The organism is Cobetia sp. 1CM21F (assembly GCF_023161745.1).
Lineage (GTDB): Bacteria > Pseudomonadota > Gammaproteobacteria > Pseudomonadales > Halomonadaceae > Cobetia > Cobetia amphilecti.
On sequence record NZ_JALNTQ010000002.1, the window covers coordinates 189,907 to 204,444 of the forward strand.

Sequence of the window (14,538 nt, forward strand, 5' to 3'; positions counted from 1 at the left end):
TGCTCTGACACCTTCACGCCAGTGAGCGTTTCCAGAGACTCTCGATGCTGTCCATCTCCGCCGGACCGAACAGCGCCTCGGGCTCGCCGCGGTACCAGGCCCAGAGCTGATCACCGAAATCGAAGTGCCACCATTCGCTGGGCAGATTGGTGAATCCGGCTTCGGTCATGACGTGATAGAGCAGACGCCGGTTGTCACGTGCCTCGGCCTGGGGCGTATCGCCGGCAGGCGGATGACGCTCGAAGTGATCGGCGTGGGACTCGGGGGTCGCCTCGTCAAACAGCGTCCCCATCTCGAGCAGCAAGCCATCAGCGTCACACAGGGTGACATCGACGGCGCCGCCGGTGAGATGCGGACTCGGCGCGTCCGGGTCACGGCTGGGCAGCGAGACGAATTCGCGCGTACGCGCCAGCAGCTGGGGCTCATCAAGCTCGGGGTCATGCGTCTTGAGCGACTGATACAGCGTCTCGAACAGATACTGCTGCACCCGCCAGGGACGCCAGCCATCCATCACCACCAACGACAGCCCTTGCGGCAAGGCGCGCGCGGCCTGCAACAGGCGCTGATACACCGCACGCCGCACCAGACATTCATTGACCGCCCCGGGGATACCGAGGCGCGCGTAGGCGGGATAGACCTTCAGACATGACGGCCCGAGGCTGGTCGGCACCAGAGTACTGTCACAACCCTTGACGGGGATTCGGCTGACCTGCGTCCAGTCCGGCTCGTCATGACTCGGGATGGGGGGAATTGGGCGATTCAATGTTGACGTCATGAGTTGTTATCCAGACAGGGTCGGCAACCACAGGGTAAGAGGCGGGAAGATGATCAGCATCAGCAGCACCGCGACCGCCACCAGCACGAACGGCCAGATGGTGCGAAACAGCGAGGTGATCTCGAGCTTGCTGACCGCGGCGGCCACGAACACGCAGGCGCCCATCGGCGGCGTGATCAGCGCGATGGTGATATTGAGCGTGATGATGACACCCAGGTGCACGGGGTCGATGCCGGCGGCCATGGCCACGGGCACGAAGATCGGCGTCAGCAGCATCAAGGCCGAGACTTCCTCCATGAACATGCCGGTGACGAAGGTGATGGCGCTGAGCAGCAACAGGATCAGGATCGGGCTGTCGATATAGGGTGTCAGCAATGCCACGAACTGATTGGGCACCTGGGCATAGGACAGCAGCCAGCTGACGATGGACGACACCGCCATGATCACGAAGATGGCGCTGGTCAGGCGGGCCGTGTCCTTGATGGCCCCCCACACCTCGACAAGCTTTAGCGGCCCCTGGCACAAGCCGCAGAGCAGCACATAGGCCACGATCAAGGCGCCGGATTCGGTCGGGGTCACGATGCCCAGCACGATACCGGAGACGATGATCACCGGTGCCACCAGCGCAGGCAGTGCCCCGATGATCGCCGCGATCACTTCGCGACGCGCCGGTGCCTGGCCACGTGCCTGCAGACCATGACGCCGGGCATACCAGGCATTCATCGCCATGAATGCCACCGCCAGCACCAGACCGGGTACGACACCGGCGAGGAACAGGCTGCCCACGGAGGTGTTGGTCAGCGAGGCGTAGAGGATCATGAAGATGCTGGGCGGGATGATCGGCCCGATCAACGAGCTGCCCGCCGTCAGACCCGCGGCAAAGGAAGTCGAATAGCCCTCCTTGCGCATGGCCGGCACCAGTAGCGAGCCCAGCGCGGAAGTATCTGCGACCGCTGAGCCATTGACGCCGGCGAAGAACACGCTGGAGACGACGTTGACATGGCCCATGCCACCGCGCAGATGTCCGACCATCAGGCGTGCCAGACGCATGAGGCGTTCGGTCAGGCCACTGATGTTCATCAGGTTGCCGGCGAGAATGAACAGCGGAATCGCCATCAGCGAGAAGGCATTGATGCCACCGAAGAACTGCTGCGGCCCGAGGCGCTCCAGCATCGAAATATCGACGAACAGAAAGCCGGTCACGGCGGTGACGAGCAGGGAGAGAAACAGCGGCAGGCCCAGCAGCACGTGCACGACGAAGATGGCCAACATTGCCCAGATCATGTGCGTGGCCCTCCTGTCCTGTCATCGTGTGTCGCAGATTCGTCGACCTCCGCGTCCGGCGCGATCTCAAGCGCCGGGGATGTCAGTGGCCGTGGGCCATGCAGCAGTACCTGCAGCGTAATCAGCGCGAAGCCGATCGGCATCGACAGCATCGGCACGCTGCGGCTGACGCCCAGCCCCATGGTGCGGAACATGCTTGCCGACATGGCGTAGTGCCAGGTCATCCAGGTCGCGCCCGCCATCAGCACGAGCGTCAGCCACCACTGGTAATGGACCAGCGCCGTGGCCATGCGCGGAGGCAGACGCCGTTCCAGCAGCGCCACGCGCATGTGCGCCCCTTCTGCCCAGACGACGCCGATTGCCAGCATGACACTGGCGATGATGAGATAGCGGGTCAGCTCATCGACCCAGATGGGCGCGCCGCCCAGTACATAGCGCATCACCACGCCGTAAAGCATGATCAGCACCGTGGAAGCCAGCAGTACCGCCGCTATCGCCAGTGTCACGCGGCCACAGGCAAGCAGCAGGCCTTCCCGCAGGGAAGACTGTCGTGAAGGAGTCATGGAAGTCATTTACCGCAATCCACCAGCAAGGAGGGAAATTCAGAGCCTCGATGCCCGGACTGTCATTGCCCGGGCACCGGGTACCGCAGCGGGATGCTCGCTGATACTTGAGCGTCACTCGCCTTTCACCGAGTCAGCGTGTCAGGTCATCTCGAAGGGCCATCGCAACAGACCATCGCGACAAGCCATATCGAAAGACCATCGCAACAGACCATCACGAAGAAAGGCCGGCATCCTTCATGGCGGTGTCGATCAGCTCTGGCGCGATGTCCTGGCTCTTGAGCCACTCGAGGTAGGCCGGCTGGCCCTTGCTGCGAAATGCCTCGAGATCAGCCTCACTGGGACGGATCACTTGCATGCCCTGCTCTTCCAGCGAGGCGATGCGTGACTCGACCTGGCTCTGGTTGTCCTGACGGGCCTGGGCATTGGCTTCCTGAACCGCCTCGAGAAGTGCCGTGCGCTCCTCGTCCGACAGGCTCTCGAGCAGCTGACCATTGGCGACCAGGAACTGATCGGAATACTGGATGTTGGCCAGTGTCAGGTACTTCTGCACTTCCTGCAGACTGCCCAGCAGGATGTACATCGGCGGGTTCATCTGACCATCCGCCACCCCCGTGCGCAGCGCCATGTAGACCTCCGTCCACGGAATCGGCGTGCCCGAGGCGCCGAAGGCCTCGTAGAGCGCTACCTGGCTTGGGTCCATCGCGCGAAAACGCAGGCCTTCGAAATCATCAGGGCTGGTGATCGGGCGCTTGTCGTTGGTGAAGGCCAGAAAGCCCCCTTCCTCCACGACGGCCAGTATCTCGGCGCCATTGGTGCGCTCGCTAAACAGCTGCTGTACCTGCTGCCAGTACTGACCCTCATCGAAGAAACGGCGCGCCTCATCAAAGCCGTCGAACATGAACGGCGTCGCGCTGACATAGACTTCCGGCACGATGGGGGCCATGCCCGCGAAGGAGGCGATGTTCAGGTTCGGGGCGCTGATCACCTGCTCCATGCGCTCCTGCTCCTCGCCCAGCATGCTGTTGGGATAGAGCTTGAGTTCCAGCTCGCCGTCGGTCTTCTCTTCCACCAGGGTCTTCAGATTGCTGGCGAAGACATGCACCGCGTTCTTGTCGGCATCCGGTGCACCGTTGTAGCTGAGGTTGATGGTCTGGGCCTGCACGCTGGCCGCCAGCAGGCTGAGCGCCAGAGTGGAACCGGTGAGCGTCTTGCGCAGCAGAGATGTCTTGGACAAGGACATGTGGATTCCCTTTTGTTGTTGTAAATATTCGTTGTATGCGGCGGGAGTGACGCCGCCTTTGTCAGTGTGGCCTTGCGGCCAGTCAAGGTGAGGGACTTTCGCCTTCACACCTCGAAAGTAGCGTTGCCGCTGTAGACTAATCAATCGCCTGAGTGTTGTTTTTTCGTCCACACCTGAAAAAGTGCCTGAATAGTGCCCTTCCTGACGACGACTGCCCCGCCAGCATGGGCTGTACGGGGCAGTCGGGAAGTTCTGTGACATGCTGCACTGAGCGAGAGAATGGCCTGTGCAATGGGAAAGTCGTGTGAGGAGATAAAGCTGGGCAAGCGCCCGTCAGCACCGATACCCTGGCCTGTGCGTCAAGCGATGCTGCTTGAATATCACGCGGCGAATGGCACTTGTCGGACGTCACTTGCCCAGCAATCGTGGTGCATCCGCGGTAAAGAATCGCAGGCCCTGCTGAAGATGGGTGACGCAGGCCTCGACGGCGACAGTCATCTCGCGCCCACGCCGCGTACACATCTGCGCACGGGTCGTCGCCAGCGCGGGGTGCTGCATCGGCAGCAGGCAGATATCACCGCGCCGCAGCTCCTCCACCACGCTCAACTCCGGCATGAAGGTCACGCCGATTCCCGAACGCACGAAATTCTTGAGCACCGATACGGAATTGGTGCGCAACTGCGCGCTCAGCGAGACCCGCTCCTGCTGCGCCGCCTGATTGACCATCTGGCGCATGCCGGTACATTCATCGATCAACGCCAGCGGCCATTGCGCCACCTGCGAAAGCGTCAACGGCTCTGCGATCTCGAGTAGTGGATGCTCCGCCGGCACGATCAGATCCAGCGGCTGGCAGGTCTCCACATGGCAGCAAAGAATCGGATCGACGGGCGGGGCATAGAGCAGCGCGATATCCACCTCGAAGTCGCGCAACAGTTCGGTCGCCTCATTCACCCCCGCCATGCGCACCACGACCTCGATGCCGGGATGACGTGCCATGAAGCTCTGCAACGGCAGCGAGATCAGATCGGCAATGAAGCCTTCGCCCACCGCGATTCTCACCTCACCACTGCGCAGGCCCTGCAAGGCGCTCAGCTGCGAGAGCGCTGCCGCCTCTGCCGCCTGCTGGCGATGAAAGTGATCCAGCAGCAACACCCCGGCCTGGGTGGCGCGCATGCCCGTCTCGCTGCGCTCGCACAGCGCGACACCCACCTCTTCTTCCAGCTGCTTGATCTGGCGGCTCACCGCTGAAGGGTCGAGATTCAGATGCCGCGCCGCGCGCCGCAGTGAGCCTCGGCGGATGATTTCATTCAGCGCCGTCAGCGCCTTGGGATTGAGCATGGAGACAATACCTGCCAGCAGCAGTGGAGAAAGAGGCAAGACTCGGATCACGCAGGATATCCTTGCAGACCGAGCGACTCCAGAGGCCCATGTCGGGAAGCGATCGACAACGAAAAAGGAGCCGCATGAGCGGCTCCTTCTGGTTCGACGTGATCAGCAGTTACCTTTCTTGGCCTGCCCCGGCGGGCAGAAGTCACCGCCTCCCCGCTTGTGGTCATGGTGTCCATCACCGATCTCGATGATTGGCTCGGCATCGATCCGCGCCGGTGTATAACTGCACCCTGCCACGAAAAGGGCACTCAGCATCACCAGGCTGACAACTCGCACGCTAGACTTCATCATCATTCCTTTTCATGAAAATACGCATTTCTCGATGCTCCACATCGTACCGGAATGTACGCCATCGAGAACGCAATTTCTCAACGAGTGGTAATGTGAGCCTCAAGCTTGCGGCATCAATCACGACAGGATCTGGCCATGTTCGATTTCAAGGAAGTGGAAGCCTTCGTGTGGATCACGCGCCTGGGGTCGTTCCGACTGGCCGCCCAGCATCTGCATCTGACCCAGCCCTCGATTTCCGAACGCATCAACAAGTTGGAAACCACGCTGGAGACCCGCTTGCTGGAGCGCACTCGCCGACCGGTACAGCCGACGCTCAAGGGGCGCGAATTCTATCGCCACGCCGAGGCACTGCTGGAAGCGCGCCAGAAAGCGCTATCCATGATGGAATTGAATACGCCCTTCCAGGGCGTGCTGCGACTGGGCGTCGTCGAGACCGTCGCGCATAGCTGGCTGCCCGGTTTTCTGGCCGAACTGGCGCGCCGCTATCCGGACCTCACACTGGAACTCGAGGTCGACAGCTCCCCCGGGCTTGCCGCCATGCTCACCGCCGGCGATATCGACCTCGCCTTTCTGATGGGGCCGGTGACGGCTGAGAGCGTGCTCAATCGTTTTCTCTGCAACTACACGATGGGCTTCGTGATCAGCCCCGCGCTGGGCTTCACCGAAGACAATTTCTCGTTGCGGCGCCTGAATTCTCTGCCGCTGATCTCGTTTGCCCGCAACAGCCGACCGCACCATGAACTTGGCTCCATGCTCCATCAGATGGGGCTGGATGACGTGAAGCTGCATTGCTCAAGCTCCTTGTGGACCATCGTGCGCATGACCCTGGATGGCCTGGGCGTCGGCGCCATCCCGCCACGTATCGTCGCCGAGGAAATCCGCCAGGGCACCCTGCTCAGCCTGCCCTGCGACCTGCCCGAGCTGACCTTCACCGCCTCCTGGCCGACCCATATGGAAAGCGCCCTCGCCGAAGGCGTGTGTGAACTCGCCATCGAGATCGCCCGCCAGGATCAGGAGGCGCATAACCATCAAGGGTAATATCCCGATTGCAGCGGGCTTGAGGCATTCAAAAGCCACTCTGGTGCGCTACCAACGTAACCATTATCACCTTCGAGGCGTTACGGAAGTTGCTCTGAAAATCTTCCTCGGGGGCTTGCACGGTAAGCGAATCACTACTACACAAAAGAAAAAGCCCCGCAATGCGGGGCTTCTTGAATCAAGCTTGTCCGATGAGGACCAATTCATCTCGCAACCTGCTTGGAACATCTTCCAGCAACACGACATTGAGAACTTTTCCCCCATCTTCAGCTCGTGCAACGCTCTCATCAAGAGAGGCGTTGATGTCGTTTGGTGAGAGGTTGTACATCGCACCAGTCAGAGGATCCACTATCAAATAGCCAATCAAACCACCAAAGAGAAGGTTTCCAGCGATATACCAGCCATTGGCTGACGATTCGATAGTGATCGTACGAGAATCATAGCCAGCCTTTGACACTTCCACGGTGTAGGTCTTGCCACCGAAATAGGAACCATCCGCCTTCTTGAGCTGAACAGTCGAGGGAGTTGTAGCCGAGAGAACTTCCTGTCCCTTTTCATCGGTAATAAGTATATCAGCGTTGCTGGGAGAGCTATTCAATGTAATGGACTCGTCCCTTTCACCGACAATTGTGGCGCAGCCTGACAAGCTCAACACGCTGATCATTGCGCCCACGATATATTTGGCTTTCATTGCTTCCCCTTGCGTATTGGAATATCCCTACCCTGCACTCAGAACATGCAACTGGGCAGTTGTATTATTATTGAGCGCGAAAGATACTTTTTAACCATCATACCGTCAACACTATTTTCAGGATTTTGTTGATATTAAAATGGCACACATTGACTGGAATCAATCGCCGATAATCATTTCCTGGACAATTTTTATATTTGAGGATAGGAATATCTAACTTTCATCACTATCTGCTTTGCAGGCTAAACTATGCCCTGCCTATGAAAGGAATTTCCGATGGCTTGACTCGATAAAAATCGATTGGATTTATCCGGGTGCGCTTCTTATGGTGAAGACAGACAACAATAACTTCACAAGAAGCCCCCACGATGCCCCAGACACTTCTCAGTGCCGCGTCGTCCCCCCGCGAGGCGCGCGAGCAGATCCGCAGCGGTCATTGGGTCAGCCACACCAGCGGTATCGCTGCCGGCTACGCCCAGACCAACCTGATCATCCTGCCAGCCGAGGCTGCCGGCGAATTCCTGCAATTCTGCCAGGCCAATCCCAAGGCCTGCCCGTTGCTGGATGTCACGGCCGTCGGTTCTCCCGCCCCGACAGGGCTCGGTGAGAACATCGACCTGCGCCACGACCTGCCGGCCTATCACATCTACCGTCACGGCAAGCTTGAGGAAACGCGCGAGGATATCGCCGCCCTGTGGCAGGACGATTTCGTGGCGTTTTCCATCGGCTGCTCGTTCTCGTTCGAAGAGGCGCTGCTCAACGAGGGTGTCGAGGTTCGCCATGCGCGCCTGAAGCGCAACGTGCCGATGTATCGCACCAATATTCCGCTGATCAGTGCCGGGCGCTTCCACGGCAACCTGGTGGTATCCCTGCGTCCGATGTCGGCGGCGCACGCCATTCGCGCGATCCAGATCACCACCGACATGCCTCGTGTGCACGGTGCCCCCGTCCATCTGGGCGACCCCGCCTTGATCGGTATTTCCGATATCGAAAGCCCCGACTTCGGCGATGCGCCTACGCTTGAGACAGGCGACCTGCCGGTGTTCTGGGCCTGTGGCGTCACACCACAACTGGCGCTGGAGAATGCCCGACTGCCATTGGCGATCGCGCATAGTCCGGGCCACATGCTGATTACCGACATTCCCAATCATCGCCTCAAGTACGGATGACCTGCTGCCGGGCATGAGAGAAATCCGCACTCATCACCCCCGGCGCAGTGCAGGGACGCACCGCGAATCGAAACACAGCACAGCAACGCACAGGACAGCAGCGGGAAAGACACACCCCGCAAAGATGTAGCCAACAAGCTTTTCCGATAACACCAGATGCACAACAACAATGGTGATTCCCATGAAGACACGTTTTGCCCTCTCCGCCCTTGGTCTCACACTCGCCGCCGCCGGTAGCGCCAATGCTGCCGACACCCTCAACGTGGTAGGCAGCTGGAGCAGCCTGGAGCTCAACCGTCAGTTCGAGAAGCCGTTCTGGAGCGAGACCCTCCCGGCCGCCAGCAATGGCGATCTCAGCACCCAGGTGACCACCTTCGATCAGATGGGTATCCCCGGCTCCGACGTCTATCGCTATCTGGGCGATGGTGTCTTCGATGTCGGCATGACCGTGGCCGACTACACCGTGTCCGATGCGCCGGAACTCGAAGGGCTGGACCTGCCGATGATGGCCCCCACTGCCGAGGAAGCGCAGCAGGTCGCCGAGGCCTTCCGCCCCCTGGCGGAGTCCACCATGAACAAGCGCTTCAACAGCCACGTGCTGGCGATCGTGCCGTATCCGGCTCAGGTGCTGTTCTGCAACACCCCGATCGAAGGGCTCGATGACCTGCAGGACAAGAAGGTGCGTGCCAGCGGCCGCTCCACCGGTGAGTTCATCGAGGCGCTGGGCGCACAGAGCCTCAACATCGCCTTCAACGAGGTGCCCGGCTCCCTGGAGCGTGGCGTCATCGACTGCGCCGTCACCGGTTCGCTCTCCGGCTACAGCGCCGGCTGGCATGAAGTGTCCAGCCACCTGATGCCGCTGCCGCTGGGTGGCTGGGATTACGTGATCACCGCCATCAATCAGGACAAGTGGCAGGGCCTGGGTGCCGAAACCCAGACCCTGATCCAGCAGCAGGTGGATAGCGAGTTCACCGCGCCGGTGTGGGAAAACGCGCGTGGCGAGACCGCGCGTGGCGTGGCCTGCCTGACCGGTGTAGGCGATTGCCCGCTGGGCAAGAGCGCCGACATGGTGCTGGTCGACTTCAGCGATGACGATGCCAAGCGCGCACGTGCGGCGCTCGAAGACACCGTCCTGCCTGCCTGGGCGGCGCGTGTCGATGCCGAGACCCGCAAGACCTGGAACGAGAGCGTCGGCAAGGTCGTCGGCCTGACCGCTAGCGCGGAGTGATCCAGCGGCACCTGCTCACCGAAGCCTGTTCGCGAGCAGGTGCCGATAGCCCCGCCCTGTACCGACGTGGCAGACATGTTCCCCAGAGACGTAGCGCTGAACGATTCGCGCCTGTGTATTCAAGCGCAAGCTTTCAAAAGCAGACTTTCAAAAATCACGCTTTCAGACAGCGTGGATTGAAAAAGCGTGCTCCGTGAAAGCGGCCTTCGTTCAGCGCCCCAGCAGGACCCGACTCATGAACTCCTTCATTCACGCACTCGATGTCCTCGTGTCGCTGACACGCGCGATATCACGCCACGCCGCACGCCTGATGGGCCTGTTGCTGCTGGCCGTCGTGGTCTTCATCGGCGCCGAAATCCTGATGCGCCAACTGTTCAATCATCCGCTGCCCGGCGTGCACGAATATGCCGGGTATGTGCTGGCGATGCTCTCGGCGTGGGGCCTTTCCCACACCCTGATGGAGCGCGCCCACATCCGTATCGATGTCGTGCACGGCAAGCTGCCGGCCTTCTCGCGCCACACCCTGGATATCCTCGCGATGCTGGCGCTGAACCTGGTGGCCTGGGTGATTCTGATCAATGCCTGGCCGGTGCTCGGCAAGTCGTTGAGCAACGGCTCCACCGCCAACACCCCGCTGGCGACACCGCTGTGGATTCCGCAGCTGCTGTGGCTGTCCGGTTATGCCTGGTTCGCGATCACCACCAGCGTGCTGGGACTGCGCGTTCTCGTTGCCGCCTGTCTGCGTGATACCACCACGCTCGAGACACTGGCCGGCCCCGATCACGGAGAAAGCGAAGGGGCTCTGGCCCAGGCTGCCTCCACGACCAAGGAGACTCGCTGATGTTGGGCTTTCTTTCGGTGGGTATCCTCACCCTGCTGCTGGCCGGCATTCCCGTTGCGGTCACCCTCTTTTTGCTCGCCTTCGGGATCGACCAGTTCTATTCCTTCTTCCCGCTGACCAAGGCGCTGGGCCAGAACCTGTGGTCTGCTGCGGACTCCTTCCTGCTGATCGCGATTCCGCTGTTCGTGCTGATGGGCGAGATCATCGTGCGCGCCGGCATCGCCGAGAAGGCCTACCGCGCCATGGACCACTGGCTGTCGTGGCTGCCGGGTGGCCTGCTGCATGCCAACATCACCACCTCTGCGCTATTCTCGGCGACCTCCGGCTCCTCGGTGGCCACGGCGGCGACGGTCTCGACCGTGGCACTCCCCCAAGGCAAGAAGCTCGGCTATGACGCCAAGCTGTTCTGCGGCAGCATCGCCGCGGGCGGCACCCTGGGCATCCTGATTCCGCCGTCGATCAACCTGATCGTCTATGGCTTCCTGACCGAGACCTCCATCCCGAAGCTGTTCATGGCCGGCCTGGTGCCGGGCCTCGGCCTGGCGGCGCTGTTCATGCTGGCCTCGCTGCTGCTGTGTGTCTGGAAGCCGTCACTGGGCGGCCCGCGCCAGAGCGCCAGCTGGAGCACACGCATCAAGAGCCTGTCATTCCTGCTGCCGTTGCTGGTGCTGTTCATCGTCATCGTCGGCTCCATCTATCTGGGCTGGGCGACGCCGACCGAAGCCGCTGCCATCGGCGTGCTGGCCTCGCTGGTCCTCGCCGCCATCAACCGCTCGCTGAATATGACGATGATCAGCCGCGCGCTGGATGGCACCGTCAAGACCACCTCGATGATCCTGTTCATCATCATGGCGGCCTCCTTCCTCAACTTCGCGCTGGCCTCCTCCGGCATGGTCCAGCAGGTCACCGGCCTGCTCGAAGCCTATGACCTGGGGCCCTTCGCGCTGCTGATGGCGGTGATCGCGCTGTTCATCGTGCTCGGTTTCTTCATCGAGACCCTGTCGCTGATGGTCATCACCATTCCCATCGTCACCCCGCTGATCGCGGCGGCCGGTTACGACAAGGTGTGGTTCGGCATCGTGATGATCCTGTTCGTCGAGCTGGCACTGATCACCCCGCCAGTCGGCCTGAATCTCTACATCGTGCAGGCCTCACGGCGTGGCGAAGCCTTCGCGGACGTCATCATCGGCACCCTGCCGTATCTGGGCGCGATGCTGGTGATGGCCGCGCTGCTGGTGGCCTTCCCGCAGATCGCGCTATGGCTGCCTTCGGCGCTGTAAAGCCGCTTTTGCCTGACACCTGCTGGCAAGCCGGCAGGTGTCATTGACGCAACACCGTTCACCAAAGACTTCTTGCACAGAACAACGACAACCCCCGATAACGGAGCGATTCCCATGCTGACCTTTACCCATGACAACGGCGAATTCACCCTTGATGTCCAGCGCGTCGCGATTGCCGGCTGGGCCGGACGCGACCAGGCGGGCGTGCAGCACCATATCGACGAACTCAAGCTGCTGGGCGTGGCGCCGCCCTCCCAGACCCCGCTGTTCTACCGCGTGACCCGCGAGACCCTGACCCAGGCCTCTCAGGTCGCGATGCTCGGTGGCGAAGGCTCCGGTGAGGTCGAGACCTGTCTGGTCAGCGACGCCGAGGGCACCCTGTGGGTGACGATCGCCTCGGACCACACCGACCGCAAGCTCGAAGCCGTCGGTGTCGCCGAATCCAAGCAGCTGTGCGCCAAGCCGATTGCCCGCCACGCCTGGAAGCTCAGTGAGGTCATCGACCACTGGGACAGCCTCGAGATCGAAAGCGAGATCGAAGACGCCGGCAAGACCGTGCGCTATCAGCAGGGCACTCTCGCCGAGCTGCTGCCGGTCGCCACCCTGATGGAGCGCCTGCCGGCCGGTATCGCCAAGGACGGCAGCCTGGCCCCCAACAGCGTGCTGCTGTGCGGCACCGTGCCGGCAATCGGTGGCATCCGCCCCAGCCCGAGCTTTACCATGCGCCTGGTCGACCCGCAGACCGGTCGTCGCATCGAGCACCGTTACGAGGTGGAAGAACTTGAGGTGGTGGCATGAGTGATGAGAACAAGCGCCTTGAACAGGCGCGTGAATTCTGGGCGCGCCCGCCCCGCCAGCGCACGTTGACGCAGTTGCTGGCCGCCTATCAGACAGGCAGTTTCGGCCCCGAGCAGGCCGCCACGGTGCTTGCCGAGCGCCATCAGGCCCTGGGCGAGAGCGCAAGCCACAGCATCATCAGCCGCGATGATGCTGGCATGAGCGTGCAGGCCGCCGCTCAGCAGCAACTCAAGGCGGCTGCGACGTCGTTGCCGCTGGGGGGGGTTCCGGTCTCGATCAAGGACCTCTTCGACGAGACCGGCATGACGACGCTGGCAGGCTCGCGGGCACTGGCAGGAAGCCAACCAGCCGATCAGGACGCTGTGGCGCTGAGCCGCCTGAAAGCCGCCGGTATCCTGCATGCCGGCCGCACCAGCATGAGCGAGTTCGCGTTCTCTGGCCTGGGCCTGAACCCGCATGTAGGCACGCCGCCCAACCCCTTCGACGGCGAGCGCATCACCGGCGGCTCGACCTCCGGCGGTGCCGCCTCCGTCGCCTTCGGGCTGGCAGCCGCGACCCTGGGCAGCGATACCGGCGGCTCGCTGCGGATTCCGGCGGCCTTCTGTGGCCTGACGGGATTCAAGCCGTCACAGGCCAGCGTGCCGGGGGATGGCGCCTTCCCGCTGTCACCCAGCCTGGACTGCATCGGCCCCATCGCGCCCAGCGTCGCCTGCTGTCGCCGCCTGTGGGAAGTCCTGAGCGGTGAGGTCGCTGACGCGACGCCGCTCACTCGCCCGCTGACGCTGCTGGTGCCGGAGAGCGAGCTGGTCGGTGAAGTGGACGCCGATGTGGCCGCCGACTTCGCCGCCCTGCTGGAACGGCTCGATGGTCTGGGGGTTCGCCTCCAGCTTGCGCCGGTCGAAGCCATCGAGGCCGCTTACGCCATCAACCAGCGCGGCGGGCTGGTCATTCCGGAAGCGGCCGCCGTGCATCACGAACTGCTGGCCGCCCACGAAGCCCAGTATGATCCGCTGATCGCCGAACGCCTGAACGGCGGACGCGACATCACCTCCAGCGAGTATCTGGCACGCCTGTGGCCGCGCACCGCCATCCAGCAACGCTTCGCCCAGCAGGTGCAGGACGTCGATGCGGTGCTGATGCCGACCGTTGCCATGCGTGCCCCGCGTCGTGACCTGCTGGAGCAGGATGGCGCGCTCTTCGCCCAGCTCAACAAGCGCGCGCTGCGCAACACCAGCGTCTTCAACTACCTGGATGCCAGCTCGATCTCGATTCCGGCGCCGGCACCACAGAACGAAGAACCGCTGGGCCTGATGCTGTCGCGCCCTCAGGGCCAGGATGTGGCGCTGCTGCGCGTCGCCCAGGCGCTGGAGACACTGCTCGCGCAATAGTGCTGTGCTGCAAATCGCAACAATGGCTGACCGCAAAAACGCAAAAGGGGCCTCCAGATGGAGGCCCCTTTGTCATGACGCGGACAGTCTGACTGTCCTCAATGATTGAGAATGATCGCGGTAATGGCACCGCCCGCCACGGCCGCCAGCACATAGCGACCATCGATGTTCAACCAGCGATGTCCCTGCGGCGGCGCAGACAGCTTGTGAGCACGCCAGTCACTCACCCAGTAACGCTTGTTGGAGTAGTAGCTGCGCGGCACATGGTCGCCGCGACGCCAGTTGTGTGACTTCTGACCTTGATGCCTGGCCTGCGCCTGATGCTTTTGCTGATCATGACGCTGAGACTGGTCGTGACGCGTCTGCTGCTTTTTCTTCTGATGGCCATTGCCGTGGCTGTTGTGCTGGTTGCCTTGGCTGTTGTGTTGACCGCCACGATTATCGCGGTCGTTGGGCGATGCCTGCGCCAGCGACGCGGTCATCAGGGTGAAGATCATCATCATTACGGTCAGGGTGCGATTGCGCATGTCTGGCCTCCTCGTCGTACTCGGCATCAAGGG

Annotated in this window: 15 protein-coding genes; 7 read left to right on the forward strand and 8 right to left on the reverse strand. The window is 61.9% G+C overall.

Annotated elements, in window-relative coordinates:
- Nucleotides 1–13 precede the first annotated feature (13 nt).
- The 6 genes from MSG32_RS06420 to MSG32_RS06445 form a co-directional block, all read right to left on the reverse strand.
- Nucleotides 14–775: a M15 family metallopeptidase gene (locus MSG32_RS06420; protein WP_248378764.1), complete on the reverse strand. Its 762-nt coding sequence runs from the start codon at nt 773–775 to the stop codon at nt 14–16.
- A 6-nt stretch (nt 776–781) separates the two neighbouring features.
- Nucleotides 782–2,059 (reverse strand): TRAP transporter large permease, encoded by a 1,278-nt coding sequence (locus tag MSG32_RS06425; protein WP_192838143.1) that lies wholly within the window; start codon nt 2,057–2,059, stop codon nt 782–784.
- Nucleotides 2,056–2,622: a TRAP transporter small permease gene (locus MSG32_RS06430; protein WP_248378766.1), complete on the reverse strand. Its 567-nt coding sequence runs from the start codon at nt 2,620–2,622 to the stop codon at nt 2,056–2,058. The genes MSG32_RS06425 and MSG32_RS06430 overlap by 4 nt, the downstream gene beginning before the upstream one ends.
- Nucleotides 2,623–2,836: 214 nt before the next feature.
- Nucleotides 2,837–3,865 (reverse strand): TRAP transporter substrate-binding protein DctP, encoded by a 1,029-nt coding sequence (dctP, locus tag MSG32_RS06435; RefSeq protein ID WP_054555987.1) that lies wholly within the window; start codon nt 3,863–3,865, stop codon nt 2,837–2,839.
- A 408-nt stretch (nt 3,866–4,273) separates the two neighbouring features.
- The gene (locus MSG32_RS06440; protein WP_248378768.1) at nt 4,274–5,254 is read right to left on the reverse strand and encodes a LysR substrate-binding domain-containing protein; all 981 of its coding nucleotides are present in this window, start codon (nt 5,252–5,254) and stop codon (nt 4,274–4,276) included.
- Nucleotides 5,255–5,356: 102 nt separating this feature from the next.
- The gene (locus tag MSG32_RS06445) at nt 5,357–5,548 is read right to left on the reverse strand and encodes a hypothetical protein (RefSeq protein WP_043332127.1); all 192 of its coding nucleotides are present in this window, start codon (nt 5,546–5,548) and stop codon (nt 5,357–5,359) included.
- Between the two features lie 132 nt (nt 5,549–5,680).
- On the opposite strand from MSG32_RS06445, the gene MSG32_RS06450 reads away from it, so the two are divergent.
- Nucleotides 5,681–6,583: a LysR family transcriptional regulator gene (locus MSG32_RS06450; RefSeq protein WP_248378770.1), complete on the forward strand. Its 903-nt coding sequence runs from the start codon at nt 5,681–5,683 to the stop codon at nt 6,581–6,583.
- A 178-nt stretch (nt 6,584–6,761) separates the two neighbouring features.
- On the opposite strand, the gene MSG32_RS06455 is transcribed toward MSG32_RS06450, so the two are convergent.
- A complete protein-coding gene (locus MSG32_RS06455; protein WP_248378772.1) occupies nt 6,762–7,274 on the reverse strand; it encodes a hypothetical protein in 513 nt (170 codons plus the stop codon).
- A 368-nt stretch (nt 7,275–7,642) separates the two neighbouring features.
- Between MSG32_RS06455 and MSG32_RS06460 the strand changes: the two genes are divergently transcribed.
- The 6 genes from MSG32_RS06460 (at nt 7,643) to MSG32_RS06485 (ending at nt 13,978) form a co-directional block, all read left to right on the forward strand.
- Entirely contained in the window at nt 7,643–8,443 is an 801-nt protein-coding gene (locus MSG32_RS06460; RefSeq protein ID WP_248378774.1) for a putative hydro-lyase, read from the forward strand.
- A 181-nt stretch (nt 8,444–8,624) separates the two neighbouring features.
- Nucleotides 8,625–9,671 (forward strand): TRAP transporter substrate-binding protein, encoded by a 1,047-nt coding sequence (locus MSG32_RS06465; protein ID WP_248378776.1) that lies wholly within the window; start codon nt 8,625–8,627, stop codon nt 9,669–9,671.
- 235 nt (nt 9,672–9,906) lie between these two features.
- The gene (locus tag MSG32_RS06470; protein WP_248378778.1) at nt 9,907–10,512 is read left to right on the forward strand and encodes a TRAP transporter small permease; all 606 of its coding nucleotides are present in this window, start codon (nt 9,907–9,909) and stop codon (nt 10,510–10,512) included.
- Nucleotides 10,512–11,792, forward strand: a complete 1,281-nt coding sequence (locus MSG32_RS06475) for a TRAP transporter large permease (RefSeq protein WP_248378780.1) — start codon at nt 10,512–10,514, stop codon at nt 11,790–11,792. Before MSG32_RS06470 ends, MSG32_RS06475 begins: the two co-directional genes overlap by 1 nt.
- A gap of 114 nt (nt 11,793–11,906) precedes the next feature.
- The gene (locus MSG32_RS06480; protein ID WP_248378782.1) at nt 11,907–12,590 is read left to right on the forward strand and encodes a DUF2848 domain-containing protein; all 684 of its coding nucleotides are present in this window, start codon (nt 11,907–11,909) and stop codon (nt 12,588–12,590) included.
- Nucleotides 12,587–13,978, forward strand: a complete 1,392-nt coding sequence (locus MSG32_RS06485; protein ID WP_248378784.1) for an amidase family protein — start codon at nt 12,587–12,589, stop codon at nt 13,976–13,978. The genes MSG32_RS06480 and MSG32_RS06485 overlap by 4 nt, the downstream gene beginning before the upstream one ends.
- A gap of 98 nt (nt 13,979–14,076) precedes the next feature.
- Here MSG32_RS06485 and MSG32_RS06490 read toward each other — a convergent pair whose 3' ends face one another.
- Complete coding sequence (locus tag MSG32_RS06490) at nt 14,077–14,505, reverse strand: RcnB family protein (RefSeq protein ID WP_248378793.1); 429 nt, start codon at nt 14,503–14,505, stop codon at nt 14,077–14,079.
- Between the last annotated feature and the right edge of the window lie 33 nt (nt 14,506–14,538).